Origin of the sequence: Actinopolyspora sabaoui (assembly GCF_051225635.1) — a bacterium.
In the GTDB taxonomy this organism is placed as follows: domain Bacteria; phylum Actinomycetota; class Actinomycetes; order Mycobacteriales; family Pseudonocardiaceae; genus Actinopolyspora.
In genome coordinates, this window is sequence record NZ_JBMIHH010000001.1 from 164,668 (window position 1) to 190,429 (window position 25,762).

27 protein-coding genes are annotated in these 25,762 nt (G+C 68.5%); 11 read left to right on the top strand and 16 right to left on the bottom strand.

What is annotated here, in order from left to right:
* Positions 1–330: 330 nt before the first annotated feature.
* Entirely contained in the window at positions 331–1,878 is a 1,548-nt protein-coding gene (locus ACOQFL_RS00710; RefSeq protein WP_435542122.1) for an alpha/beta fold hydrolase, read from the bottom strand.
* A 265-nt stretch (positions 1,879–2,143) separates the two neighbouring features.
* On the opposite strand from ACOQFL_RS00710, the gene ACOQFL_RS00715 reads away from it, so the two are divergent.
* Complete coding sequence (locus ACOQFL_RS00715) at positions 2,144–3,040, top strand: EamA family transporter (RefSeq protein ID WP_435542452.1); 897 nt, start codon at positions 2,144–2,146, stop codon at positions 3,038–3,040.
* 13 nt (positions 3,041–3,053) lie between these two features.
* Here ACOQFL_RS00715 and ACOQFL_RS00720 read toward each other — a convergent pair whose 3' ends face one another.
* The 9 genes from ACOQFL_RS00720 to ACOQFL_RS00760 form a co-directional block, all read right to left on the bottom strand.
* Entirely contained in the window at positions 3,054–3,680 is a 627-nt protein-coding gene (locus ACOQFL_RS00720) for an alkaline shock response membrane anchor protein AmaP (RefSeq protein ID WP_435542123.1), read from the bottom strand.
* A gap of 24 nt (positions 3,681–3,704) precedes the next feature.
* Positions 3,705–4,238 carry a DUF6286 domain-containing protein gene (locus ACOQFL_RS00725; RefSeq protein ID WP_435542124.1) on the bottom strand — a complete coding sequence of 178 codons (534 nt, stop codon included), beginning with the start codon at positions 4,236–4,238 and terminating at the stop codon, positions 3,705–3,707.
* Between the two features lie 28 nt (positions 4,239–4,266).
* Positions 4,267–4,677: an Asp23/Gls24 family envelope stress response protein gene (locus ACOQFL_RS00730; protein WP_435542125.1), complete on the bottom strand. Its 411-nt coding sequence runs from the start codon at positions 4,675–4,677 to the stop codon at positions 4,267–4,269.
* On the bottom strand, positions 4,674–4,853 hold the full coding sequence (locus ACOQFL_RS00735) for a DUF2273 domain-containing protein (RefSeq protein ID WP_092628570.1): 180 nt from the start codon (positions 4,851–4,853) through the stop codon (positions 4,674–4,676). The genes ACOQFL_RS00730 and ACOQFL_RS00735 overlap by 4 nt, the downstream gene beginning before the upstream one ends.
* Positions 4,854–5,228: 375 nt before the next feature.
* The gene (locus tag ACOQFL_RS00740; protein ID WP_435542126.1) at positions 5,229–5,582 is read right to left on the bottom strand and encodes a hypothetical protein; all 354 of its coding nucleotides are present in this window, start codon (positions 5,580–5,582) and stop codon (positions 5,229–5,231) included.
* An 84-nt stretch (positions 5,583–5,666) separates the two neighbouring features.
* Positions 5,667–6,203 carry an Asp23/Gls24 family envelope stress response protein gene (locus ACOQFL_RS00745; protein ID WP_435542127.1) on the bottom strand — a complete coding sequence of 179 codons (537 nt, stop codon included), beginning with the start codon at positions 6,201–6,203 and terminating at the stop codon, positions 5,667–5,669.
* 122 nt (positions 6,204–6,325) lie between these two features.
* Positions 6,326–6,925 (bottom strand): anti-sigma factor family protein, encoded by a 600-nt coding sequence (locus ACOQFL_RS00750; protein WP_435542128.1) that lies wholly within the window; start codon positions 6,923–6,925, stop codon positions 6,326–6,328.
* Positions 6,922–7,440, bottom strand: a complete 519-nt coding sequence (locus ACOQFL_RS00755; RefSeq protein WP_435542453.1) for an RNA polymerase sigma factor — start codon at positions 7,438–7,440, stop codon at positions 6,922–6,924. The genes ACOQFL_RS00750 and ACOQFL_RS00755 overlap by 4 nt, the downstream gene beginning before the upstream one ends.
* Before the next feature lie 62 nt (positions 7,441–7,502).
* Positions 7,503–8,273 carry a pyrimidine reductase family protein gene (locus tag ACOQFL_RS00760; RefSeq protein WP_435542129.1) on the bottom strand — a complete coding sequence of 257 codons (771 nt, stop codon included), beginning with the start codon at positions 8,271–8,273 and terminating at the stop codon, positions 7,503–7,505.
* A 55-nt stretch (positions 8,274–8,328) separates the two neighbouring features.
* On the opposite strand from ACOQFL_RS00760, the gene zapE reads away from it, so the two are divergent.
* Positions 8,329–9,366 carry a cell division protein ZapE gene (gene zapE / locus ACOQFL_RS00765; protein ID WP_435542130.1) on the top strand — a complete coding sequence of 346 codons (1,038 nt, stop codon included), beginning with the start codon at positions 8,329–8,331 and terminating at the stop codon, positions 9,364–9,366.
* Positions 9,367–9,414: 48 nt separating this feature from the next.
* Here the strand turns inward: zapE and rocD are convergent, their stop codons facing one another.
* Positions 9,415–10,656 carry an ornithine--oxo-acid transaminase gene (gene rocD, locus ACOQFL_RS00770; RefSeq protein WP_435542131.1) on the bottom strand — a complete coding sequence of 414 codons (1,242 nt, stop codon included), beginning with the start codon at positions 10,654–10,656 and terminating at the stop codon, positions 9,415–9,417.
* Between the two features lie 331 nt (positions 10,657–10,987).
* On the opposite strand from rocD, the gene ACOQFL_RS00775 reads away from it, so the two are divergent.
* Positions 10,988–11,815 (top strand): SGNH/GDSL hydrolase family protein, encoded by an 828-nt coding sequence (locus ACOQFL_RS00775; protein WP_435542132.1) that lies wholly within the window; start codon positions 10,988–10,990, stop codon positions 11,813–11,815.
* 44 nt (positions 11,816–11,859) lie between these two features.
* On the opposite strand, the gene ACOQFL_RS00780 is transcribed toward ACOQFL_RS00775, so the two are convergent.
* The 3 genes from ACOQFL_RS00780 to ACOQFL_RS00790 all read right to left on the bottom strand — a co-directional run bounded on the left by ACOQFL_RS00780 (position 11,860) and on the right by ACOQFL_RS00790 (position 15,386).
* Positions 11,860–13,542 (bottom strand): serine/threonine-protein kinase, encoded by a 1,683-nt coding sequence (locus ACOQFL_RS00780; RefSeq protein ID WP_435542133.1) that lies wholly within the window; start codon positions 13,540–13,542, stop codon positions 11,860–11,862.
* Between the two features lie 156 nt (positions 13,543–13,698).
* Complete coding sequence (lhgD, locus tag ACOQFL_RS00785) at positions 13,699–14,895, bottom strand: L-2-hydroxyglutarate dehydrogenase (RefSeq protein WP_435542134.1); 1,197 nt, start codon at positions 14,893–14,895, stop codon at positions 13,699–13,701.
* A gap of 38 nt (positions 14,896–14,933) precedes the next feature.
* A complete protein-coding gene (locus tag ACOQFL_RS00790) occupies positions 14,934–15,386 on the bottom strand; it encodes a peroxiredoxin (protein WP_435542135.1) in 453 nt (150 codons plus the stop codon).
* A 214-nt stretch (positions 15,387–15,600) separates the two neighbouring features.
* Between ACOQFL_RS00790 and ACOQFL_RS00795 the strand changes: the two genes are divergently transcribed.
* Together ACOQFL_RS00795 and ACOQFL_RS00800 are read left to right on the top strand one after the other, a co-directional pair.
* Complete coding sequence (locus ACOQFL_RS00795) at positions 15,601–16,191, top strand: type 1 glutamine amidotransferase domain-containing protein (RefSeq protein ID WP_435542136.1); 591 nt, start codon at positions 15,601–15,603, stop codon at positions 16,189–16,191.
* Positions 16,192–16,411: 220 nt separating this feature from the next.
* Positions 16,412–16,741, top strand: coding sequence for a DUF2795 domain-containing protein (locus ACOQFL_RS00800; RefSeq protein WP_435542137.1), 330 nt, complete (start codon positions 16,412–16,414; stop codon positions 16,739–16,741).
* Positions 16,742–16,901: 160 nt separating this feature from the next.
* Here the strand turns inward: ACOQFL_RS00800 and ACOQFL_RS00805 are convergent, their stop codons facing one another.
* Complete coding sequence (locus tag ACOQFL_RS00805) at positions 16,902–18,134, bottom strand: serine hydrolase domain-containing protein (protein WP_435542138.1); 1,233 nt, start codon at positions 18,132–18,134, stop codon at positions 16,902–16,904.
* Between the two features lie 278 nt (positions 18,135–18,412).
* On the opposite strand from ACOQFL_RS00805, the gene ACOQFL_RS00810 reads away from it, so the two are divergent.
* The 3 genes from ACOQFL_RS00810 (at position 18,413) to ACOQFL_RS00820 (ending at position 20,720) form a co-directional block, all read left to right on the top strand.
* The gene (locus tag ACOQFL_RS00810; RefSeq protein WP_435542139.1) at positions 18,413–18,940 is read left to right on the top strand and encodes a hypothetical protein; all 528 of its coding nucleotides are present in this window, start codon (positions 18,413–18,415) and stop codon (positions 18,938–18,940) included.
* Positions 18,930–19,634 (top strand): dienelactone hydrolase family protein, encoded by a 705-nt coding sequence (locus ACOQFL_RS00815; RefSeq protein WP_435542140.1) that lies wholly within the window; start codon positions 18,930–18,932, stop codon positions 19,632–19,634. Before ACOQFL_RS00810 ends, ACOQFL_RS00815 begins: the two co-directional genes overlap by 11 nt.
* A 228-nt stretch (positions 19,635–19,862) precedes the next feature.
* Positions 19,863–20,720 carry a 3-hydroxybutyryl-CoA dehydrogenase gene (locus tag ACOQFL_RS00820; RefSeq protein ID WP_435542141.1) on the top strand — a complete coding sequence of 286 codons (858 nt, stop codon included), beginning with the start codon at positions 19,863–19,865 and terminating at the stop codon, positions 20,718–20,720.
* A 42-nt stretch (positions 20,721–20,762) separates the two neighbouring features.
* On the opposite strand, the gene ACOQFL_RS00825 is transcribed toward ACOQFL_RS00820, so the two are convergent.
* A complete protein-coding gene (locus tag ACOQFL_RS00825; protein ID WP_435542142.1) occupies positions 20,763–21,419 on the bottom strand; it encodes a GntR family transcriptional regulator in 657 nt (218 codons plus the stop codon).
* A 311-nt stretch (positions 21,420–21,730) separates the two neighbouring features.
* Here ACOQFL_RS00825 and ACOQFL_RS00830 point away from each other — a divergent pair, with 311 nt between their 5' ends.
* The 3 genes from ACOQFL_RS00830 to ACOQFL_RS00840 all read left to right on the top strand — a co-directional run bounded on the left by ACOQFL_RS00830 (position 21,731) and on the right by ACOQFL_RS00840 (position 25,748).
* On the top strand, positions 21,731–22,951 hold the full coding sequence (locus ACOQFL_RS00830) for a CaiB/BaiF CoA transferase family protein (protein ID WP_435542143.1): 1,221 nt from the start codon (positions 21,731–21,733) through the stop codon (positions 22,949–22,951).
* 23 nt (positions 22,952–22,974) lie between these two features.
* A complete protein-coding gene (locus tag ACOQFL_RS00835) occupies positions 22,975–24,165 on the top strand; it encodes an acyl-CoA dehydrogenase family protein (protein ID WP_435542144.1) in 1,191 nt (396 codons plus the stop codon).
* 371 nt (positions 24,166–24,536) lie between these two features.
* On the top strand, positions 24,537–25,748 hold the full coding sequence (locus ACOQFL_RS00840) for an MFS transporter (RefSeq protein WP_435542145.1): 1,212 nt from the start codon (positions 24,537–24,539) through the stop codon (positions 25,746–25,748).
* Positions 25,749–25,762 lie beyond the last annotated feature (14 nt).

Below are 25,762 nucleotides of genomic sequence, written 5' to 3' on the forward strand. Positions count from 1 at the left end.
CGGACGGCGGGGCAGCATCGACGTGTCGATGTTCCTGCGATCAGGAGGCTGTCATGGAGCAAGCCGTGGCACAGACCGCGACGGAAACACAGTTCGGTGGGTGCAGCTGCTGCGCCAGTTGCAGTGGACCCTCCTGCGGGTGCTGCAGCAGCTGCTGACGAGATCCCGCGGCCCCCGGGTCCGCGATGTCGTTCGCTGGGCGGAACCTCCCGTCTGCTCCGGCCGTGGTGAGGCCCGACGTCGAGTAGCCGACTACGGCCACGTCGGGCCTTGTTCGCGAGAGCGCAGGCGGGAGAGCCCGTCGGGAAATCCCGCTGGTCGGGACGGACATCACGCCGGACAGGCCGCGTCGCGGGGCGGAACCTTGCCCGCGACGAGGAATTCACCGACGAGTTCCGTGACGCAGTCGGACCGTCCCAGCGCACCGTGACCGCTTCCCAACCAGTTGATCTTGCTGCCGTCGGGCAGCGTGGCTGCCGTGTTCTCACTACCGGTCGCGGGGGTCAGGGGATCGTGCTCGGTGGTTATCACCGGTATACGCGGCAGTCGGCCGTTACCGGGCGAAGGCAAGGCCTGTTGTGGCCTGGGCCAGGTGGAGCACCTGATCAGCCGCTGTGCGAACACGCCGCCGAACAGTGGCCTGCTGTCGACCCATTCCTCGGCGATGTTGCGCGCACGTTCCGGCGGGAGCCGCAACATCGTGTCGTTGCAGCGCGTGACCATTCGCTGTCCCAGCCGGTCGGCCCCGACCTCGGAGTTCCGGACGAAGCCCGCCAACGCGCTGCCGTCGCCGTTCTCGGCCGCCGCGATGGCCCGGATCAACCGGGGCCAGTCCTCCCGGCTCCCCAGACCGTGCAGCACCGCTCTGGCCAGTTCTCCCGAGGTGAGTGGTGCTCCGTCCGCCGGTAGGGGTTGCCCGCGGGTGCGTTCGATGAGCGAGTCCAACCGTTGCCTCGGCGAGTCACCCAGCGCGCATTCCCCGGACTCGCCGCACGTCGCGGCGAACACGTCGAAGGTCCGCTCCGCGCTGTCGGCACGCCGTTTCAGCTGCGCCAGGGTTTTCAGCGTCGGGTCCGGCGCGCCGTCGAAGACCATTCGGCCCACGTTGTTCGGATGGTCACGCGCGTAGACGCTCAACACGCGTGAGCCCTCGCCACGTCCGATGGCGTGCAGTCGAGGTACCTCGAGTTGCAGCCGCAGTTCCTCCAGGTCGGCCGCCGCGTGGCGTGTGTCGTAGGTCTGGGCTCGTCGCTCCAGCTCCAGCAGGCATTCCTGGCTGGCCGTGCGCACCGATTCCAACAACCTGGCCAGCGTCGCCTCGTCGGTCGCTCGCGAGTCGAACCGAGTGATGGCCTCGCGTTCCTGCTCGGGTACGCAGTTCGTCGGATCGGACTCCCCGGTACCCCGGCGGTCCATTCCGATGATCCTGAACTCGCGCAGCATCCGATCGGGCAGCCGCGTGGCGAGACGCGCGGCGAAGGTGGTTCCCGGAGCGCCACGGATGTCGTTGACCACCACCAACGGGACGTCGCCGGAGCCCGCGGCCAGCAGTGCGATTTGTGTGGTGCCACCGCGTACTGCCCCGGGAGGATCGGTACTGGTCAGCAGGTTCGTGCACGAGAACCGCATGTCGCCGGGGGAGTGGCTCGCCCCCAGTTCACTCCTGGTCGCACCGGTACAGTCCGACCAGTTCAGCGCGTTCTGGGTCGACGGCCCCAGCGGTGGCACGGTTCGTGGCTCGGAGTTCCGAGGGGTTCGCGCACCGGAGTTCCCGTCGTCCCGATAGGCCACGGCCGGACGATCCGACGGTCCCGCGGAACATGCCGTGAGCACCAGAAGCAGCAGGATGACACCGACTCTGCCGATGACGCGCGGCACGTGAACTCCTTCTCGGCGCGGTGTGCTGACTCGGACGGGCGCCTTACCCCGCTGTGCACCCCCCTGTGCACTCCGGGAATCATCGCACGACCGGTGTGAGAAGTGGGTGAACGGTTACGGCGGTGACGGGGTCACGGCGGTGGTCCCGCTCGTGTGCGGTTGCAGTAGTCTGCCGACCGGCAGGGCCTCCGGTAGCGGTGGTGACGAACGTCGCCGCCCCGGACAGCATCGATTCGGACAGGAGCGGAACGCGACCGTGGCACAACTGGACGAGGCATCGTCCGCCGGAGGGCAGCCCGACGGGCGGTTCGGCGCGCTGGCCACCCGTGCTTTCGGGGCCGTGCCCCCGCCTGTGCTCGTGGTTACCGGCATGATCAGTTTGCAGGTCGGCGCCGCCTTCGCCAAGCAGCTGTTCGCCATGGCCGGCGCGTTCGGCGTGAGCGCGATCCGACTCACCTTCGCGGCGCTGGTGCTGCTGTTGGTGTGGCGTCCCGCGCTGCGGATGGACCGCAAAACTTTTCCGGTCGTCGCAGGCTACGGCGCGATGCTCGCCGGGATGAACACCAGCATTTACCACGCTTTCGAGCGAATTCCGCTGGGTGTGGCGGTCACCATCGAGTTCCTGGGGCCGTTGTCGGTCGCCGTTTTCGGTTCCCGTCGCAAGCTCGACGTGGTTTGGGCGCTGCTCGCCGCCACCGGCGTGCTGCTGCTCTCCCGCGTCGAGGGCGGACTCGATCCACTGGGGATCGCCTTCGCGCTGCTGGCGGCGGTGTTCTGGGCGGGCTACATCCTGATGGGGGCCAAGCTCGGCGACCGCACCACGGGCGGGGGTGGGCTCGCCGTCGGGATGGCCGTCGGCGCGGTGCTGGTGCTCCCGTTCGGGGTGGTCGAGTCGAACACCGCGCTGCTCGATCCGCACGTGCTGCTCGTGGGTCTGGTGGTTGCCCTGATGTCCTCCGTCGTGCCCTACTCACTGGAACTGGAGGCGCTGCGCCGCATCCCGCCGCGGGTCTTCGGGGTGCTGATGAGTCTGGAGCCCGCCGTGGCCGCCCTGGCCGGGCTGGTGGTGCTGCGGGAGGCGCTCGGCGTGGGGCAGTGGCTCGCGGTGCTGTGCGTGGTGCTCGCCTCGATCGGAGCGACTCGCGACAGTGGGCGAGCTTGAGAGACGGGCCTTCTCACCGCACGCGTTGCGCCGGGGAGCTGTCCAGGTCCAGTCGGACCACGGTCGGCAACGTCTCGACGCGGAGCGCCTCGCGGGCTCGGGAGAGCACCTTCTCGTCCAGTTCCTCCCAGACCTGCCGGACATCGGTGCCGTGCTGCAACGACAGCACCATCCGCAGTCCTGGGTTCTCGGGACTGCCGGTGGTACGCACCCGCACCCGGGTAACACCGCTGATCTCGCGCGCGTCGGTCCGCACCGCGTCCGTGAAAGCCGCCCCCGTGAGCGAAGTGGTCCCCGTGGCACCGTCGCCGATGTGGATGTCCGGGCGGTTCTCCGGGCGCAACGCGTGGATCAGCCACCAGAGTCCCAGCAGTATCAGCAGCACGCCCAGCGCGGCCACCGCCGCGAGACTCAACCGCGGATTGTCCCGGATCCACTGCTCCAGCAACGGGTCCAGTACCGGGCGGCCCGCCCGGTACATCCCGAGGGCTCCCGAGCCCACCAGCAGTGTCAGCGCACCCGCCAGTACCGCCAGCGTCCCGACCACGTGAACGATCGTCCGCTCGAAGGTCAGCGAGCGTCCCAGTCGGTTCGCCGTACGCTCGGGTTGCCGCGGTGTGCTCGACTGCTCAACCGCCATGATCGCTCCTCGACAGCCTTGTGGTCATCGCTGCTTCGCCGGTTTGACCGCGACCGAGACCTTGGGGGGTGTGACCAGTGGCAGTTCCTCCGTCGCGGTCCGCGCGGTCTCCCGCAGTCTGGGTTCGAGGTCACCGACATCGGTGAATTGGCCGACCGCGTTGACCCGCACCGCTTTACGGTGCGCGACCACGGATGCGCGTGCCACTCCGTCCTGCTCCCGAACCCGGTGGCCGACCAGCCGCGCGAGTGACCGAGGACGGGTGACCACCACCACCCCCGGAGCGGGGTTGTGCAGTCTGATCTCCCCCCTCCCCGCCCGTGCGGCCACGAGAATCAGCAACAGGCCGAGCACGGCGGTGACGGCCGCCCCCGTTCGCACCAGGGTGTCCCGCCAGGAGACCCCGGCCAGTTCGTCTCGCAGGGTGGCACGTGCCACCAGCAGCGGGTCAGCTCCCGTGGAGACCGCGGCTCGTACCACTTCGACCACCAGCAGCAGACCAGCGGCCAGGAACAGCAGTCCCAACAGCGTGGTGAGGAATCGAACGAACGCGCGCATCGGTCGGCAGTCCTTCCAGTGTGAGCGGCTACTCCACCCGCGGGGCTGTGGGGCGTGGCACCAACGCGGTGACCGTGACGTCCACCGCGGAGACACGGCAGTCCGCCAGGCGTTCCAGCTCGGTGCGTACCCGTTCGCGAACGGCGCTCACGGTCTCGGCGATCGGTGCCGGGTAGCGCAGTGCGAGGTCCAGACGTATCCGCAGTTGTCGCTCCGGTCCGGTCAACCGGGCCGTCGTGCCGTGTTCGCCCGTACCGACTCCCGCCACGCGCCGCCGCATCCGAACACAGTTCGGTACGGAGTCCGCCGCGTGTTCGGCGATGCTGCGCAGTACGCCGCGGTCGATACGCAGTTCACCGCGCTCCGACGGCTCGGTGAACCCGCCGCGCTCGGAACGTGTCGTCGCGGCGTCCTCGGTGGTACCCACTGTCCCGGTCACCGGTCCTTGCCCCGTCCGAACAGGTCACCGAGCTCCATGTCGCCGTCCACGAACCGGCCCACAACGAAGCCGATCAGACCGACCGCCAACGTGATCAGAAAGGCGGTGAAACCACCAATGGCTACCGCTACGCCGAGAATCAGCCCGGCGATCAAGCCGGTCTGTGTCGCGTTCATGGCACAACCTTCCTATTCGTCCCGCGAGCCGGTGTGTGTTCGGTCGGGTACGTGACCGCCGCGGTCATACGACTCGCGGCCCGCGCCCGCGGCGTGCTCGCCATTTCCGTAGCCGGGCGAGCAGCCCCCGGAGACCGTGCCGACGCACGAGCACCACCGGTCCCTCTCCCCGTTCGTCGGGCAAGGGGTTCGGTGTTTCGTCCGGCGAGCGCATTCCGTCCCGTATCGACTGTAGTTCCGCGACACCGGCGGCGAAGACTTCGGAATCACCACCGACGTCGGGATGGTTCGCACGTACGAACTCCCGCAGCCGGATCCGCGCTTCCCTGGCGTCATCCGAATCCCGGCGTGAGTCCGCACTCCGGCACGAACCGGTCACCTCGTCTCACCCGCCCCGTGGTTCGACTCCGGTTCCTGTTCCGGTGTGAGCACGTCCGCGACGGTCACGTCGATCCTCGTTTCGCCGGTCACTTCGCGTATCCTTTCCCGGAGCTCGGCCGCCAGTTCGGGAACGGGACGCCGCAGCAGCAGTACTACACACACCTCGGTCGTGTCGCCGGTGTCGGCGGTGGTTCGGACACCGGTCACTCGCCGCCCGGGCAGGTGGGTGGCGACGGTTCCGTATTCCCCGCCGTCCAGCCGGACCACACAGGGGTGCTCCAGAGCCGCGGCCGCTATCCGCTCGGCGACGTGCTCGTGCTCCCGCCCGTTCTCGTGTTCCGTGGTCATTCCGTGCTCCCGTGCTGTCATGGCGTGGTTCGGGACGCACAACGTCCTCGGACGGGGGTGGGGCAGCAGCCGTTGCTCAGCCGGTCACTGCACTCGTGAGCCCGTCCCGTTCTGCTGGGTTTCCTCCTCGTCCTCGGAGGGGAGGTGGATGTCGTTGACCGAGATGTTGACCTCGGTCACCTCCAAGCCGCACATGCGTTCCACGCTGTGGATCACATTGCGGCGTACCGCACGGGCGAGATCCACGATCGCGGCACCGTACTCCACGACGATGTCCAGGTCGATCGCGGCCTGGCGTTCTCCGACCTCCACCTGTACGCCCGAGACGTTCGAACTCCCGCTGCTGCCGGGGATGCGTTCCCGCAGGGCGCCGAAAGCGCGTGACACGCCGCCCCCCATCGAGTACACCCCGGAGATCTCCCGCGCGGCGATTCCGGAGATCTTCTGCACCACGGAGGAGGAGATGCTGGTCCTACCCTCCGAGGTGTCGTCCGCCAGGCGCGCGGGTGAGCCTCCCGAACGCGACTCCGGGATACTGGTCGCGTCCGTGCTACCCGTCTGTTCCGACTGCGTGGATTCCGACTTGCCCGAACGGGTGGAGCTGCTGCCCGACTGCGTCATGCCTACTCCTTTCGAGGACACCGGTCGCCCTGCCCTCCGCGCTGCTGCCGGGGCTCCCGGCGTGAACTGGTACCCGATCAGATGCTAATTCCTGTCGCGGCCTTCCGGCCCGCCATGCGTTATCACCCGATTGGGGGATGCTCGGGTTCTTCCGTGGTGCCGTCCCACGGGGGGAGGACATTGGCCAGCCGCACGGAGACCTCCGGGGTGCCCGCGTCGAGATGCCCGTGCAGCGCGTCCAGCAGTCTTCGCCGGATCTCGGGAAGCAACTCTTGAGCGGCCGTCCGGTGGGTGGCCACCAGATCGACCCGCACCGTCTCCTTCGTCATCAGGCACGAGCGCACCGCCATGCCGGAGAAGTCCTCCAGGACCTCCGTGCTCAACCGCCGCGTCAGACTCAGCGTCGCCGCCGGCTGGATGAGCAGTGTGCCGTGTTCCTGCGACAGTTCCATTGGTTGGCCACCGTGCCTGTCGCGCAGTCCGCGCAGGGTGGCCAGCGTTCGATCCACCAGGTCGTTCGAGGGAGCCGTGTGACTCCGTGCCAGTCGTCGCACCGGTTGCCAGCGCCGGGAGGTCTCCGCGAGCTCCGCGCGACAGTGCGGACACTCCCACAGGTGCTCCTCGAACTCCGAGGGGAGACCCTCCAGGTGATATCCGATCAGTTCGCCGAGGCGGTGACCGCAGGGCAGGCGCCGGTCCGAAGCGAAGCTCTCTTCGTTCAAGGCACCTCCTTCAACTCGGCCAACAGCGCCAGCCGCGCTCGGTGGAGTCGGGACCGCAGCGCGGTTACGTTCACCTCCAGCACCTCGGCGACCTCCTCGTAGTTCATGCCCTCGAGCTCACGCAGCACCAGTGGCAGTCGCTGGGAGGGTTCGAGGCGGGATATCGCCGCGTGCACTCGTCTGGTCTCCTCCTCGCGTAACGCCGCCCCCTCCGGATTTCCCGTCTCGCCCACCGGGGTCATGGCTTCGTCGGTCGGATCCAGTGGAACCGTGGGACGCCGTTTGCGGACCTGGCTCAGTGCCGCGTTGGTGACCACTCGGTAGAGCCACGTCGACGCGGCGGAGTCACCCCGAAACGTGGTCAGCGAGCGCCAGGCAGAGACCCAGGCGTCCTGCACGGCGTCCTCCGCCTCCGCCTGATTTCCCACTATTCGCAGAGCCACGCGGTAGAGCTTGTCGGTGTGCGTGCGCACGAGGGAGTCGAACGCCGAGGTGTCGCCGTTCCCGGCCGCCATGAGCAGTGCGCTGTCGTCGCGGACGCGCTCGTCGAGCTGTTGGTCGGAATCGACCCCGTCGGTCACTCGGCCAGTCTCCCGTAGCGGAGCAGAAGCATCGATTCGTCGGCGTACAGCGCCGAGAGCAGCCGCATGCCACGCGGTGTTCCGGCCGCTGGGCCTGTGGCGATCCTACTGGTGTCCCCGCTGGTCAGCAGTGGTGAGACGGTTAGGCAGAGTTCGTCGACCACATCAGCGGCGATCAGTGATCCGAACAGGCCGGGGCCACCCTCGCAACCGATGCGGTACAGCCCGCGCCGTGCCAGTTCCCGCAGGGCCGTCGGGAGATCGACCTCGTCCCGCCCCGCGATCACCACTTCGGCACCCGCCTCGGTCAGCGCGGTGACGCGCTCCGCGGGAGCCGCCTCGCTGGTGAGCACGATCGGGGTGGCGACCGTGTCGGTGAGCAACGGTGATGCGGGGTCGACCGAACCGCTGCCGGTGACCACCGCTATCGGGGGCACTTCGCCCATCCCGCGTTCGGCGCGGCGTCGGGTGCGTGCCTCGGTGCGCCTTACCCCCCGGTACCCCTCGGCCATCGCGGTCCCGGCTCCGACCAGTACGACATCCGAGAGATCCCGGATCAGCGAGAGCACGCGTCGGTCCGCGGCGCTGGACAACCCGCGCGAGCCGCCGTTCACCGCCACGGCGCCGTCCAGGCTGGAGACGAAGTTCACCCTCACCCACGGGCGGCTCAGTTCCGGTGGGTACTCGTAGAAACCCTCCAGCTCGTCGGCCGTTTCCGGCTCGCTGCCCACCTGTTTCGGCTCTGGAACGGGCCACAGCTGCTGCATGGTTCCATCTCAGCACGGCCACGGGCAGCCACCAGCCTCCGGTTACAGTTCCAGCATGAGCATGCCGCGCCTGGTCGACCGCCACCCCGAGCTCGGTTCCGACGAACTGGTCGCCGCGCTGACCCCTCCGCCGCGCTTCGACGAAGTACGGTTCGACAACTATCTGCCCAACCCCGCCGAGCCGAGTCAGGCCGCGGCGGTCGACGCCTGCAGAGAGTTCGCCGCCGGTATCGGCCGCCCCGCTTCCGGTGGAGCCTCCTGGTTGCGTTCGTTGTTCGGCAGGGGCGGCAGGAACGGCAACTCCGACGGGCTGCCCGGGCTCTACCTGGACGGGGGCTTCGGGGTGGGCAAGACGCATCTGCTCGCCTCGCTCTGGCACGAGGTCGAGCGGCCGAAGGCCTATGCCACCTTCGTCGAGCTGACCAATCTCGTGGGCGTGCTCGGTTTCAACGATGCCGTGCGCAGGCTCTCCGACCATCGATTGCTGGCCATCGACGAGTTCGAACTCGACGACCCCGGTGACACGATGCTGGTCACCCAGCTGTTGAGCAGACTCACCGACGCCGGAGTGCGGGTGGCCGCGACCTCGAACACCCTGCCCGACAAGCTGGGCGAGGGCAGGTTCGCCGCCGTGGACTTCCTGCGGGAGATCCACGCGATGGCCGAGCGGTTCCGCGTCGTGCGTGTCGACGGCCCCGACTATCGGCACCGCGATCAGCCCGAACCTCCCGAACCACTCGACGAGAACGAACTCGCCGAGCGGGCCAGTGCCACCCCCGCTGCCACGTTCGACGACTTCGAACAGCTGTGCGCCCACCTGCAGCGAGTGCATCCCTCCAAGTACGGCCGAATGGTCGACGATGTCACCGCGGTTCACCTGAGCGGGTTGCACACCGTACCGAACCAGGGGGTGGCGCTGCGGGTGGTGGCGCTGGCCGACCGGCTCTACGACCGCGCGGTACCGGTGCGCGTCTCCGGCGAGCCGTTGTCCGCCCTGTTCAATGAGGAGATGCTGGCAGGCGGCTACCGCAAGAAGTATCTGCGTGCGCTGAGCAGGCTCACCGCGCTCTCCAGGGAGTTGGCCATCTCCTGAACGAGTGGGGCGGCTTAGGTCCACCGGTAGCCTGCCGCCTTGGTTCGGTCAGTGTTCGCCGGTGAGCACGTGTGCCACGGCGTCCAGTCCGGAGTCCAACTCCTCCGGAGTGATCACCAGCGGCGGGGCTATCCGCAGCGTGTTCTCCTGGGTCTGCTTGCAGAGCACACCGCGCCGCATCAGTTCCGTGGCCGCGTTACGTCCCTCGGGACCGCCGGGGGAGATGTCGACGCCCGCCCACAGACCGCGGCCGCGGACCTCGGAAACACCGTTCCCGACCAGCTGGTTCAGGCGTGCGTGCAGCTGGTCACCGAGCTCGCGCGCCCGCTCCTGGAAGTATCCGGTGGAGAGCAGGTTCACCACCGCTCGGCCCACCGCACAGGCCAGTGGATTGCCGCCGAACGTCGAGCCGTGTTCGCCGGGACGCAGCACACCGAGCACCGCGCGGCTCCCCACCACCGCGGAAACGGGGAGGATTCCCCCGCCGAGCGCCTTGCCCAGGGTGTAGAGGTCGGCGTGGACCCCGTCGTGCGAGGTCGCCAGCAGCTCGCCGGTTCTCGCCAGCCCCGACTGGATCTCGTCCGCGATCAGCAGCACGTTGTTGTCGTCGCACAGCCTCCGCAGTTCGCGCAGGTAGCCCTGTTCGGGAACGATCACCCCCGCCTCGCCCTGGATCGGTTCGACGAGCACGGCGGCCGTCCGGGGAGTGATCACCGACTCGACCGCGGCGGCGTCGCCGTAATCGGTGACGACGAAGCCAGGGGTGTAGGGGCCGTAGTCCGCGCGCGCCTCGGGGTCGGTGGAGAACGAGACGATCGTGGTGGTCCGGCCGTGGAAGTTGGATCCCGCCACGACGATCTCCGCGCGGTCCTCGGCGACCCCCTTGACGCGGTAGGCCCACTTGCGGGCGACCTTGATCGCCGACTCCACGGCCTCGGCCCCGGAGTTCATGGGCAGCACCATTTCCGTGCCGGTCAGTTCGGCCAGCTCCCGGCAGAACGGGCCGAACTGGTCGTGGTGGAACGCTCTGCTGGTCAACGTCACACGTTCGAGTTGTTCCGTCGCGGCAGCGATCAGGTCGGGGTGGCGGTGCCCGAAGTTCAGCGCCGAATATCCGGCCAGAAAGTCGAGATAGTCGTTACCGTCCACGTCCGTCACCCACGCTCCGGTGCCTTTCGAGAGCACCACCGGAAGCGGGTGGTAGTTGTGCGCGGAGTAGGTCTCGTCCAGTCCCAGGAACTCGGATGTCTCGGTAGGCGTGCCACGCACGCTCGGTACGGCCGCGGTCATGGCAACAGGCTATGTCGTCACGGCAACACTTTCAGCCGCGACACATTGCTTCCTTCGGTTGTTCGTTGCGTCGTCGTCCCGGTGTGCACGTCTTCGTTGTGCGCTTTCCTCGCTTGACGGGCATGTCTCTCCCCACCCTCCGCACGCCCTTCCCGCACCGCGCCTTCCGAACCGCTGGGCTGCTCCGTACGGCCTCCCGCCCGTTCCGGCTTTCCGGTGAGGGGGTCTCACACGATCGCAGCCAATTCCGGCGGATTCCTCGTGTGCGTCTTCCGTGACCTTCGGTGTGTTGATAATCACGGACGGTCGATCAAGGCCACCGGAGGTATCCGTGCGCAAATCCGTGCTGTCGAACCGTTGTTCCGCCGTCCTGGCTGCCGCCCTGCTCCCAGTGCTGGCCCCCGCCGCGAGCGCCGCGACCGACCGCGCCGATCCGGTCGAGTACGTGGCTCTCGGAGACTCCTACGCCTCCGGCGTGGGAATCGGAAACTACACCCCCGAGAGCGGTGACTGCCTGCGGAGTCCGCAGGCCTATCCGCGACTGCTGGCGGACCGGGGAACGGTCGATTCCCTCGACTTCGTCGCGTGCGCGGGGGCAGAGACCCCGGACGTGCTGAACGGGCAGGTCACCGCGCTGAGCTCGAGTACCGATATGGTCACCGTCTCGATCGGCGGCAACGACGCCGGATTCGTCGATGTGATCACCACTTGCAACACAGGCGGCGACCAGACCTGTGACGACGCGGTCACCGAGGCGGAGAACTACGCGACCCAACAGCTTCCCGCCGAGTTGGCCGAGACCTACGACGCGATCGCCGCGGCGGCCCCGCGAGCCCAGGTGGCCGCCGTGGGCTATCCGAGGTTGTTCGAACTCGGTTCCTGTCTGTCCCTGCTGAGCGAGTTCGAGCGGGGCAGGCTCAACGACGCCGCCGACACCCTCGACAGCGTGATCGCCGAGCAGGCGGCGGCCGCCGGTTTCTCGTTCCTCGACGTGCGCGACAACTTCTCCGGACACGGCGTGTGCGGTGCGCAACCCTGGATCAACGGACTCTCCTACCCGGTGGAGGAGTCTTTCCACCCCGACGCCGCTGGTCACGAGCAGGGCTTTCTGCCCGACGTCTCCGGATTCCTCTCCACGCAGCGCCTGTCGGCGAGCTGAGTGCCCGGAGCTCGTCCGGAGCGGCGTTCCCGGTTCGGACGAGCTCAGAGCAGTCTGGCGTCGTAACTTCGCGGTGCGTACTGCTGCAGGGCGGTGCGGAGTCTGCGGGCCTCGCGCCGCCTGGCCCACCATCCTCCGGTGGCCCCGACGAGGAAGATCTTGTTGCCGCCGTAGTACTCACGGGTGCGGTGCCACCACTTGGAGTGCGGAGTGAACCCCTGGTGCACCCACACTGTCAGGGCCTGCTTCTTGCCGTTGCCCACCAGGCCCACTCTGCCCACCCGGTTCCAGGGAATCTCGCGGTGCAACCCCATGCGGGATATCCGCAGGCCGTCGCTGTTGATCTTCAGGCTGATTTCCGGGGTCAGTGCCTGCGCCATACACAGCACGCAGCTGAGCACGAGCAGGAACACCCCGAGCGCCAGCAGGGCCCGGCTGGGGCCGTGGGTTATGGCATTCGCGCCGAGCGTCACCGTGCCGTAGGCCAGCGCTCCCGAGAACGCAGCCCACAGCAGCGCGTTGATCCGCCTGCCGCTCCGGAACACCGGTCCCGCGAGGTCGGGCCGCACCAGCGGTCGCCCCGGCAGGTCCCGTTCCGGGGTGCCGCTCGCGACTCCGGGGCGCTCGTTCGCGGTGGCAGCACGCGATCCCCCGAGCGCACCGGAACCGTCCGGTGGAGTGTTCGAGGGCTGGGGCGGGGCAGCCGGTTGGGGAGGGGCAGGCGGTTGGGGAGGGGCAGCGGCCGTGCCGCCCGGAGCGACGGCTGCGGGGGTCGCCCCGGCCGCGACCGAGCCACGCCGCTCTTCCACTCGGGTACCGTCGTTGCCCGCCGCGAGCGGTTCGCCCCGGAACACCCGGTCCAGCTCCGCGGTGTGCGCCGAGATCAGCGTCGTCACACCTCGTGGGAGCCACTCGCCGGTGGGTGACCCCGAATGGCCGAGATGATCGAGCAGCTCGCCGGTGCTCGGACGGGCATTGGGGTCCTTGGCCAGGCAGGACGCGATCAGCGGACGCAACGCGGCCGGGACCGACTCCAGGCCGGGTTCGGCGTGCACGACCCGGTAGAGCATCGCGGCACTGTTCTCGTTGCCGAACGGCGCGTCTCCCGTCGCGGCGAACACCAGCACCGCTCCCAGTGAGAACACGTCGCTGGGAGGTGCCACCTCGCCACCGGTGGTCTGTTCCGGGGAGAAGAAGCCCGGGGTGCCGAAGAACATCCCGGTAGCCGTCATGCCGGTGGCGGCCATCGCCCGGGAGATACCGAAGTCGATCACCCGAGGGCCGTCCGGGCCGAGCAGCACGTTGGCGGGTTTGAGGTCGCGGTGGACCAGCCCCGCCCGGTGCACCGCTTGCAGTGCTTCGGCAAGACCGGCTCCGAGCCTGCGCACGGTGTGTTCCGGGAACGGTCCGTGCTCCTTCACCGCCTGGTGCAACGTGGGACCGGGCACGTACTCGGTGGCCAACCAGGGATGCTCCGCCTCGGGATCCGCGTCCACCACGGTCGCGGTCCAGAACCCCCCGACGGACGCCGACATGCTGGCCTCGCGGCGGAACCGTTCCCGGAAGTCGGCGTCCTCCGCCAGTTCCGGCTTGGCCACCTTCACCGCCACCGGACGTCCCCCTCGGGAACATCCGAGGTATACCGCGCCCATCGCCCCCTTGCCGATTCTGGCGAAAAGCCGATAGTCGCCGACCTTGCTCGGCTCGCTGGTCAGCAGCGGCTGCACTGAGTTCCCCCTTCACCGTCTCGGTCACCAAGCTTAATGGGTTCGGGACGGGCGCATGCTCCGAACCGGGGGACGTGCGGTCTCGTACCGAGGTTGCCCTTCGGCGTCGGTCAGGTGGATCGGCTCTGCCGCGGCCCCGATCGTCCGAGCTGGTACTCAGTCCCGTTCCATGCGGTCGACGACGTGCTCGGCTATCGCCAGGCTGGAGGTGGCAGCAGGAGACGGCGCGTTGCGCACCGTGGTGATGCCGTCCTCGTGGTTGATCCGGAAATCGTCCACCAGCGAACCGTCCCGGTCCACGGCCTGTGCCCGGATTCCGGCGCCGGCGCGTCGTACATCGGTGGCTTTCACCTCGGGGACGTAGCGACGCGCCGTGCGCATGTAGGCCCGCACCGAGAGGCTGCCCAACATCTCCAGCGCACCGGCACGCCAGTGTTCGCGGGCCATCCGCCGGAATCCCGGCCAGCCGGCCAAGCCGCGCAGCTCCGCCAAGGACACGTCGCGACGACGGTAGCCCTCCCGGTGCAGTGCCAGGACCGCGTTCGGCCCCACCTCGACCTCCCCGGAAAGGCGGCGGGTGAAGTGCACCCCCAGAAACGGATAACGCGGGTCCGGGACGGGATAGATCATGCCGCGAACCAGGTCGCGCACCGAGGGAGCGAGCCGCATGTACTCGCCTCGGAACGGCACGATTCGCGGTCCGTCAGCACCGTCGGCCCAGCGGGCCACCCGGTCGGTCCGCAGGCCGGCGCACACCACGAGCCGGTCCACCGAGTGGACCTCGGCCGCGGTCTCGACCTCCACACCCCCTACCCGCCGCCGTACTCCGGTCACGGCCGTGGACAGCAGGAGGCTGCCACCTGCCCGCTCGATGTCCTCGCCCAAGGCCCGGGCCACCGCCGCGTAGTCGGTGATCGCGGTTTCGGGAGAGTGCAGCGCGGCCACTCCGGCGGCATGGGGCTCGATCTCGGTGATCCCCGAACCGGTCACACGTCGCAGTCCCGGAACACCGTTGCGCCGCGCGTTCGCCTCGAGCGCGTCGAAGCGGGCGAGCTCGGAATCGTCGACAGCCACCACGAGCTTGCCGCACTCCACATAGGATAGTTCCCGCTCGGAGCAGTACTCGCGCAGCATCGACCGACCGCGAGCGCACAACTCCGCCTTGAGGCTGTCGGGCTTGTAGTACAGGCCCGCGTGCACCACACCGGAGTTGTGCCCGGTCTGGTGCGCACCGAGCCGGTTCTCCTTCTCGAACACGACCACTCGGGTGTTCTCGTGACGTCGGTTGAGCTCACGGCCCACAGCCAGGCCCACGATGCCGCCCCCGACGATGCCGACGGTTCGTTCGGCCACGTGCTTCCCGTCCTTTCCAGCGCTGCCGAGAGCGGTCGTCACCCGCGTTGCCGCAGGAACTCGATCGCCCTGTCCGCGTGGACCGCCATGCGTAACTCGCTGCGGATCACCCGCAGGATCCGGCTGTCGCGGTCGATCAGGAAGGTGTGCCGTTTGATCGGCAGCGGGCCGAAACCGCGGCGCACGCCGAAGGAACGTGCCACCGTCCCGTCCTCGTCGGAGAGCAGCGGGAATCCCAGTGAGTTCATGTCTGCGAACCGGGCCTGCTTGTCCACCGGGTCCGGGCTGATACCGACCGGCTGGGCGTCCAGTACGGCGAATTCGGTCGCCAGGTCCCGGAAGTGGCAGCTCTCCGCAGTGCAACCGGATGTCATGGCGGCCGGGTAGAAGAACAGCACCACGATCCCACCGGTCAGCAGCTCGGACAGCGTGCGGTGTGCGCCGTGCTGATCGGCCAGTTCGAAATCCGGTACGAGTTCGCCAGACTGCACCAGGAACTCCTTTCAGGATGCCGTTTCGGCTCGCGTGCCCGGGCCGATCCGTGGGGGCGTTCCGCGACGAACTCCCCTCCGATGATCGGCTTCGGTCCCTGTCGAACCTACCCGTCCGGACGGTCCCGGTGGTCGGGTGAGGTTTGAGCCGTCCTGCCCCCGGGTAACGCGAGACCGCACGGATCGCCCGATGTCGAGTGGAGGTGTTGGCGGAATGGCCGGGAGTCTGAGCGAACTGCGCGTGGCTTTCCTGGTCGCCGGTGAGGGGGTCGAGCAGGTGGAATTGACACGTCCCTGGCAGGCGGTCGAGCAGGCCGGTGGGCAACCGGAGCTGGTTTCGGTTTCCTCCGGTTCCGTCCGAGCGTTCCACCATCTCGACAAGGCGGACACCTTCTCGGTGGACCGGATAGTCACCGACGCCGATGTGGCCGACTACGGGGGGCTGGTCCTACCCGGCGGTGTGGCGAACCCGGACGCCCTGCGCAGGGTGCCGGAAGCCGTTCGTTTCGTCGCCGAGTTCTTCGCCGCCCAGAAGCCGGTCGCCGCGATCTGTCATGCCCCGTGGATGCTCATCGAGGCGGACGTGGTGCGCGGTCGACGGCTGACCTCGTATCCGAGCCTGGCCACGGACCTGCGCAACGCCGGAGCGGAGTGGACCGACGAGCGGGTCGTCGTCGATTCCGGCCTGGTCACCAGCCGTAGTCCCGATGATCTCGACGCTTTCTGCGACAAGGCGGTCGAGGAGTTGGCCGAGGGTAGGCATCGTGCCCAAGCCCGCAGCGCGCCCAGCTCGGGCACGGGCTGACCGGGCTCGGGCACGGGCTGACCGGGTTCCGGGGCCGGATGACCGGCGGGTTCGGGACTCCGCGCGGGAGTCTCGGGCCACTGACCGGTTCGCGCTCCACCGGCCCCCATCGCCAACAGCGACGTGGGAGGTGGCGACCGAATCGTTTTCAGGCCCCTCACCCGAACGACGACCCATTACCCGAAAACGAGCCAATCATCCGAACGAGAAGGAGCCCACCGTGGCTGTGGACCGAGCCGATCTGAAAACGAGTTTGTCCGGACTGGACTTCCCGGCGGGCAAGAACCGGATCGTCGAGTACGCCGAGAACAACGGTGCCGACGAGGAGCTGCTCGCCGCCTTGCGGGCCATGCCGCGTGCCGACGAGTACGAGAACCTCACCGAGGTGGGGCGTTCGCTCCAGCTCGACCCCGCTTCCCAGCAGGGACAGACCGAGGCCGACAAGGCCGACCAGAACACCCGACGCACCGCGGACGGGCTGGCCGAGCACGAGACCGAGACCGCGAGCAATCCCATCGTGGAGGAGCTGGGAGAGAACCGCGGCAGCTGATCGCGTTTTCGCGGTAGCCGAGTGAGCGCTCTCGCGGCCAGGGAGAGATGTCCGACGTCCGGCTTCGGCTCTCCCCTGGGGCGACGGGCCCGCGGGGTCGACGGGTGGCCGTTCCCCGCGCCACCCACGCCCACCCGGGTGTGTGGCGCGGGTGGCGGAGTCAGTCGACCAGTGCCTGATACACCAGCGCCTGCAGTCGTGTCCTGATCGGGTGGACGCTGGAGGGCATCAGCTGGGTCAGGAAAAGTACGGTCAGATCCTCGCCGGGATCCACCCAGAACGCGGTGCTGGCCATCCCGCCCCAGGCGTACTGTCCCTGCGAGGACAGCACCTTCGAGGCCTGCGGGCGGTCGGTTACCGAAAAGCCCAGTCCGAACCCCTTCCCCGCGTTGGTGGACTCGGAGAACGACCCCACGGCCGTCTCTGCCAGGTCAGCTCCACCCGGCAGATGGTTGCGGGTCATGAACCCCACGGTGCGGTTGCTCAGCAGCCGGTTGCCGTCGAGCACTCCGCCGTCGAGCAGCATCCGCGTGAAACGGTGGTAGTCGCGTGCGGACGAGACCAGTCCGCCCCCTCCGGAAAGCACTCGGGGGCGGCGGGTGCTCACCCGGTTCAACCGCTCGTTGCGTACGGCGTGGCGCGCGCGGTCCACACTGTAGAGTGCGGCCAGCCGATCCAGCTCCGACTCCGCCACCGCGAAGTCGGTGTCGCGCATGTCCAGTGGCTCGAAGACGTTCGCCCGGAGGAACTCGTCGAGCGGGCTGCCGGAGATCACCTCGATCACTCGCCCGAGCACGTCGGTCGCGACCGAGTAGTTCCAGGCCGTGCCGGGGTCGAACAGCAACGGCAGTTGTGCCCATTCGGCACACACCCCCGCCAGATCCAGTTCGGCCGGATAGCCGTTCTCGAACCCCCGCTCGCGATAGATCTGGTCCACCGGGTGGATCCGGTGGAAGCCGTAGGTGAGCCCGGCGGTGTGGGTGAGCAGGTGCCAGATCCTGATCGGTTCGGTGGCGGGGCGGGTCTGTGCGGCGGCAGCCGAGCCCCCGGTGTAGACGCGGGGCTGTTCGAACTCCGGAAGGTACTCGGCCACCGGGTCGGTGAGTTCCAGCAACCCCCGTTCGTAGAGCATCATCGCGGCCACCGAGGTGACCGGTTTGCTCATCGAGTAGATCCGAAAGATCGTGTCCGTCTCCACCGGGAGCCCGGCTTCCAGGTCACGCATTCCGTGGGTGCGCAGATAAGCGATCTTGCCGTGCCGCGCGATCAGCACCAGCCAGCCGGGCAGCCTGCCGTCGGTGACGTAGTCGGCGAAATGCTGTTCGATTCGTTCCAGCCGCGTCGGGCAGAGCCCCACATCGGTGGGCTCGACCTCGGTTTGCAGTTGCCCCACGCCGAACTCCTCTCCGCGTCCGCCGAGGATTCACGCTGTCGAGGAGTCACGGTGAAACGCTGTCGTCCCCGAAGAAGCACCGGAAACCCCTGGTCTCATCGCATTCTGATACATCCCGCCCGTCCGCGACAGCCACGATTCGAGTGTGTCGCTCCCGCTCAGCCGCTCGAGGGTGGAGTCCCGCGTGGTTTGCGTGAAACGCGCTCGCGGGTAGCCGTGCTGGCAACCGTTCCCGCCGGTGGCGGGGCGAAACCAGTGGAAGCGAGACGGAGGCGACCATGTCGGATCCGTTCGAGGGGGAGACACCTTCGGCAGACGAGACGGTCTCCGAGGGAGACGGGACCAGAGACCCGGCCCAGTTGCAGTCGGCCGCCGATCTGGACGAGGACGAGCTCGCCGCGGACCCGTTGGAGGAAGGGATCGAACCGCCCGATGACTGGTCCCGGGTGAGCAGAGAGCGCCCGACACCGAATGAGCAGTCGGAGGGGACCGGCTTGGACAGCAAGCTGACGGAGCAACGCCCGGATTTCGACGCGGGTGGTGCGGACGTGCTCGACTCCTCGCCGGTGAGCGACTCGACGGAGTCCGGGGGTGAGCCCAACGAGAGCGGTGGTCCCGGCGGTGAAGCGGCTGCCGAGGAGGAGCGGCCGATACGGACCTTCCACGCCGACGTACTGGAAGCGGAACAGGTGGAGAGTACCGGGCGCAGCGCCTCGTCCACCGAGGGCATCGAGGCCACCGACTCCGGAGTGGTGCAACGGGCTCCGGAGGAGGACGCCGAACGGGTGGAGGACGATGGACGCTGAACGAAACACCACAGCCGCGACCTCGGTGGGACGAGAGGTGTCGCTGCCCGCGAGGGAAGCGAGCGGCCCCGAGGAGTTGACCGGTGATCTGGCCGGGCTGGAGAACCAGGGTGGTCTCGTGGTGTTCGTGCACGGTAGTGGTTCCTCGCGGCACAGCCCACGCAACATCGCCGTGGCCGAACGGCTGAACGAGATGGGGCTGGCCACGTTGTTGCTGGACCTGTTGACGCCGCGGGAACGGCTCCAGGACGAGCGCGACGGCAGGCTCCGATTCGACATCGAGCTGCTGACCACCAGGATTCTGGGGGTGCTCGACTGGATCTCCGAACGGACCGAACTGCGGGAACGCCCGTTGGGGCTGTTCGGTGCCAGCACCGGTGCGGCCGCCGCCCTGGGGGCGGCCGTCCGCAGGCCGAACGAGGTGCGGGCGGTGGTCTCACGCGGCGGACGTCCCGATCTGACCACCGAGCGGGTAGCCGCGCTGCGGGCGCCGACCCTGTTGATCGTGGGAGAGCGCGACAGCGAGGTGCTGCGGCTCAACGAGAACGTGGCCCGACATCTCCCGAGCGAGCACGAGGTGCACCGGGTGCCCGACGCCACCCACCTGTTCGAGGAGAGCGGTGCGCTGCGGCAGGTTGCCGAGGCCGCCGGTGCCTGGTTCTCCCGTTATCTGTCCACCACGGCCACCGCTTGACTCCGGAGGGGGCATTCGGGGTATGGGTGGCACTCGGGCGATGGCCGTGCGACGCCTCGAAGTCCTCACTTCGCGGGCGGGTCCGTTCCCACGCGGTGCGGGCTGTTTTCGTGCCTTGGTGGAGCTACTAGGGTAATCGGGGTTACTGTTCGGTAATTCTCGGTCGAGTACTTCCCGAACGCCGAGCGTGGGCTCGGTGTTCGGTCGTCGCGCGAAAGGACTTCAGTGGTGGGGCAGATCCAACGTGTCGGTGTCGTGGGTGGCGGCCTGATGGGCTCGGGTATCGCCGAGGTCAGTGTTCGGGCAGGTCTCGACGTGGTGCTTTCCGAGATCGACGAGAGCGCGGCGGAGGCTGCCCGGGCACGGATCCGGAAGTCCATGGACCGCGCGGTCGGCAACGGCAAACTCGCCGAGGAGGACCGGGACGCGGCACTGGCCCGGCTGCGCATCACCAACGAACTGGCCGAGCAGGCCGACCGGCAGCTGGTGGTCGAGGCCGTGGCCGAGAACCCGGACATCAAGACCGGCGTGTTCGCCGAGCTCGACAGGGTGGTCACCGACCGGGACGCGGTGCTGGCCTCCAACACTTCCTCCATCCCGATCGCCAAGCTGGCGGGCGCCACCGAGCGGCCCGGCAGCGTCATCGGTGTCCACTTCTTCAATCCGGTACCGGTGCTCAAACTCGTCGAACTGGTGCCCGCACTGGTCACCTCGGAGGAAACCGTCCGGGTGGCCGCCGCGTTCGCCACCGAACAGCTCGGTAAGCAACCCATCAGGGCGCAGGACCGGGCCGGTTTCGTGGTCAACGCGCTGCTGGTGCCGTACCTGCTCTCCGCGGTGCGGATGTACGAGGGCGGTTTCGCCTCGGCCGAGGACATCGACAACGGGATGGTGCTCGGCTGTGCTCACCCGATGGGGCCGTTGACACTGGCCGACATGGTCGGGCTGGACACGATCGTCGCCATCGCCGACTCGATGCACGCCGAGTACGGTGATCCCAATTACGCGGCCCCGCCGTTGCTGCGGCGCATGGTCGACGCCGGACTGAACGGCAAGAAGTCGGGGCGAGGGTTCTACGACTACTGAAGTCCGGCCACGCGAGGTGGGCTCCCGAACGGCGGCGCCCACTCAGCCGTTCGCCGCGTCGCTCAGTGTCGCCCGCAGCGCCGCCACGGCGTGTTCCCGGTGTTGCCGCAGCAGCTCGGCCAGTTCCGCACCGTCGCGAGCCTCGAAGGCACGCACGATCGCCTCGTGCTCGGCGAGCACGCGACTCCGGTTGTCGGGGGCGTTGTAGTACACCGCGCGGTAGGCGTCGGTGGTGTCCCACAGCGTGCGCACCATGCGCATCAGCCACGGCATGTCCGCCGGTTCCAGTATCGCGAAGTGGAACCGGCGGTTGGCCGCGATCATCTCCACCAGGTCGTCGTTCGTCGCCGCCTCGGCGACGGCACGCAGTTCCGCCCGCACCGTCGCCGAGTCCGCCTCGTCGGCCTTGGTGGCCGAAACCAGTGAGGCCTCGGTCTCCAGCAGTTCGCGTAACCGGTAGACCTCGAGCAGATCCGCCAGTGACAGCTCGGCGACCGTGTAGCCGCGGTGCGGGCGGTAGACCACCTGCCCCTCCGCCTCCAGCGTTTTGAGTGCCTCCCGGAGCGGTACCCGGCTCACCCCCAGCTCGTGGGCCACACTGTCCTGCCGTATCGGCTGGTTCGGTGCCAGTTCACGGGACAGGATCGCCCTGCGCAGCTCGTCGAGCACGAACTGCTGGGTTGTCGGCGGTCGTGGCATATGGCTCCCGTGATCCGCTGTCGGAGTCGAGGGGCCCGGCACCTCTTCGGCGCGCCCGCCGAGCCCCGTTTCCGGGAAAGCCGTTACTGGACCGATGCGGTCGGACGGGTAGTTCCTCTCACATTCGGTTCGGCTTGACCGGTGCTCGCTCGACTGTATATTGGATCCAACCTTACGCCGCGCGAGCCTTCCGTACCACCGAAGCCGTGGAGGTGAGCACACTCGGCCGTCCGAAAGGCCGCCGTACGGCGGTGGCGGAGGACACCGACAGGACGCGACACGCGCCGCGAGTGCGAGAAAGTGGGAGCCGAATGGCGCGGACTCTGCCGTTGGAGGGGGTGCTCGTCGCGGACTTCAGCCGGGTGCTCGCGGGCCCCTACGCGACGATGCTGCTCGCCGATCTCGGTGCCACCGTCGTCAAGGTCGAACGCCCCGACACCGGGGACGACACCCGGGCCTGGGGTCCGCCGTGGACCGAATCGGGCTCTGCCTACTTCGAATCGCTGAACCGGGGGAAACACAGCGTTACCCTCGATCTGACCGCGGAGCGCGACCGTGCTGCCGCGATCGAGCTCGCCCGTCGCGCCGACGTGCTGGTGGAGAACCACAAGCCGGGCGCACTGGAGCGGTTCGGACTCGACTTCGAAAGCCTCCACGCGGAGAACCCGGGCCTGCTCTACGTCTCCGTCTCCGGTTTCGGCAGTGCGGAAGGGGCGGAGCTGGCCGGGTACGACTTCGTGGTGCAGGCCGTCGGCGGGCTGATGAGCATCACCGGGGAGCCGGACGGGCCGCCCAACAAGGTGGGTGTGGCCGTCGTCGACGTGCTCACCGGCAAGGACGCGGCGCTCGGTGTTCTGGCCGCGCTGCGGCAGCGCGAGTCCACCGGACGCGGGCAGCACATCGAGGTCAACCTGCTCTCCAGCCTGCTTTCCGGGCTGGTCAACCAGGTCGGTGGTTTCCTCGCCACCGGTGAGAGTCCGGAACGTATGGGAAACCGGCATCCCAGTATCGCCCCCTACGAGACACTGCGTTGTGAGGACGCGTCGCTCGCCGTCGCGGTGGGCAACGACGAGCAGTTCCGCAGGTTCACCGAAACCCTCGGGCTCGTCGGAATGGCCGACGACCCGCGATTCGCCACCAACGCGGCTCGGGTACACCACCGCGAGGAACTCGTGGTCGAGCTGGAGAACGTGCTCGGGGCGCGCCCGGCCGCCGCCTGGCAACACCGGCTGCAACGGGTGGGAATCGCCTGCGGGCAGGTCAACGATCTGGCCGGTGCGGTGCGCTACGCGGAGTCCCTGGGCCTGGACCCCACCATTGCCCCCGGCAGCGGGGACTCCCCGTCGGTACGCAACCCGATAGGACTGTCCGAGTCCGGCCACGCCCATCCCTCCCCGCCACCGCGGTTGGGCGAACACAACACCGAGATCCTCGACTGGCTGCTCGGCCGCGGGGTGCCCCCGGCCGCGCCCGAACCGGATTCGCGCGCTCGCGATCTCACCGGTTCGGGGATGGACAATCACCCGATCTGACGCGTCCTTGGAGGCATGAGCAGATGAACGCCGGAACCCGCCCGGACTTCGATCCCCGCGACCCGCTGGGCATCGACGACGAGCTCAGCACCGAACAACTGGCCATCAGGGACAGCGTCCGTGCGCTGTGTCGCGACCGGGTACAGCCCTACGTGGGGGAGTGGTTCGAGAACGGTGAGCTGCCCGCGGCCCGCGAGCTGGCGCGTGAGCTCGGTGGGCTCGGCGTGCTCGGTATGCATCTGGACGGCTATGGCTGTGCCGGGATGTCGGCTGTGGACTACGGCGTGGCCTGCGAGGAGCTGGAGGCGTGTGACTCCGGTCTCCGCTCGCTGGTGTCGGTGCAGGGGTCGCTGGCGATGTTCGCCCTGTGGCGTTGGGGCTCCGAGGAGCAGAAGCAGCACTGGTTGCCGAGCATGGCGGCCGGTGAGGCCATCGGCTGTTTCGGCCTGACCGAACCCGACCACGGCTCGGATCCGGCCTCGATGCGCACCTCGGCACGCCGGGACGGGACGGATTGGGTCCTCAACGGTCGCAAGATGTGGATCACCAACGGTACGATCGCCGATGTCGCGGTCGTTTGGGCGAGCACCGATGAGGGCATCCGTGGTTTCGTCGTGCCCACCGACACACCGGGATTCGCCGCGCCGGAGATGCGTCACAAGCTCTCGCTGCGCGCCTCCGTCACCAGTGAGCTCGTCCTCGACGACGTCCGGTTGCCGCAGGACGCCGTGTTGCCGGAAGCGACCGGACTGCGTGGTCCGCTGAGCTGTTTGAACGAGGCCAGGTACGGCATCGTCTGGGGAGCCACCGGTGCCGCGCACAGCTGTCTGCGCACGGCGCTGGACTACTCCACCACGCGCGAGCAGTTCGGCAAACCCCTGGCCGGCCACCAGCTCACCCAGTCCAAGCTCGCCGACATGGCGGTGCGGGTGCACAACGGCCGGCTGCTCGCGCTGCACCTCGGCAGGCGCAAGGACGAGGGAAGGCTGCTGCCGCAGCAGGTCAGTTTCGGAAAGCTGGACAACGTGCGCGGCGCGTTGGAGGTCGCGCGCACCGCGCGGACCGTGTTGGGCGCCAACGGCATCTCGCTGGAGTACCCGGTGATGCGGCACATGACCAATCTCGAGTCGGTGCTGACCTACGAGGGAACCTCCGAGATGCACGCGCTGACGATCGGTGCCGCGATGACGGGGATGCAGGCCTTCCGGGACTGATTGAAGTTTTCCGGTCGGGTTGGTGGGTCGCTCGCTCGGCGGAACCTCTCGCACGGCTCTCGCTGCGGGGCCGGTGACATCGAGTAGGTACTACGCCACGTCTCCGGCGTCCTCGCGAGAGCCGCACGGGAGAACCTGCGGGTGGTCGCGTTGGTGAGGTGGCTTTCGGTGTTTTCGGAACCGTAAAAGACCGATCCCGCCCGACAACACGGCAGGGAAGCGTCGGTGAGGCAGGGCGGTGTCGATTTCCCGCGAAATGTGCACCGGGGTGTGGGCGAGCGAACCGGAGCCTCGGGCGAGGGATCGGTCACTAGTCCGTTCGGTGTAACGGTACGGGGTGCTAGGACATGGGGTGCCCGTTACCGGAGCCGATGAGGACTGGTGCCGTGATGCCGGAAGCGATGCCGCTGACACGTGACCCCGTGGTCCGATTGCCCAAACGGGTGATGTCCTCGGTCGCGGTGGTGGTGACAGTGGGAATCCTGCCCGCGTTTCTCGTCGGTGGTCTCGGGGTCCAACTGCAACAGGACTTCGGTTTCGGCCCCGCCGTGCTCGGTGCGGGGGCCGCCGGGTTCTTCGCGGTGGCGGCGCTTTCCTCCCGGCTGATGGGTTGGCTCTCCGAGCGGATCGGGCCCGTTCCGGCGATGCGGCTGGCCGCGGTGGGCAGCGCGGTTTGCGCCGGGGGGATCGCGGCTTCTCGGAATCTGGGTTGGCTGCTGGTGATGTTGTGGTTGGCCGGGCTTCCCAACGCCCTGGGGCAGCCCGCCTCCAATCTGCTGATCGCGCGGTGTGTGCCCGCGAACCGTCGCGCCACCGCTTTCGGCATCAAGCAGTCCGCCATTCCGGCGTCCACTCTGCTGGCGGGGTTGGCCGTGCCGGCGGTGGCACTGACGTTCAGCTGGCGCTGGGCCTTCGCGGGGGCGGCGTTGGTCGGACTGGGTGCCGCGTTGTCCGTGCCGAGGAGCGTGACCGGACACGGCGGTTCCGCCGCAGGTACGAAACGGGACTCGGCCGAGCCGGGCAGGAGCGTGCTGCTGCTGATAACCCTGGCAGCGGGGCTCGCCTCGGCGGCGGCGAATTCGCTGGGTTCCTTCGTGACCACCACCGGAGTGCAGGTCGGTTTCGACCCCGGCGCCGCCGGGCTGGTGCTGGCCGTGGGCTCGGTCGCCGGACTGTGCATGCGGTTGACGATGGGGGTGCTGGCGGACCGCAGGAACCCGAATCCCATAGCGGTGATCACGCTGCTGCTGTTGATCGGCTCCGCGGGATTCGTGCTGATGGCGCTGCCGCTGCCGGTGGCATTCCTGATCGGAGCCGTTGTCGGTTTCGGTGCGGGTTGGTCGTGGCCGGGGCTGCTCAACTTCGCGGTGGCCGGGTTGTACCCCGGACGGGTCGCGGGCGCGACCTCGGTCAGCCAGACCGGCGTCTACATCGGCGGTAGCGCCGGGCCGCTGCTATTCGGGGTGGTGGCCTCGCACGCCGGACTGGCCGAGGCGTGGTCCGCCGCTGGATTGGTGGCTCTGCTCGCCGCCGTTTCGCTGTGGATCGTGTGGCGCCGCACAACGGTGCGGCGTGCCCACTGAACCGGCTGTCGCCG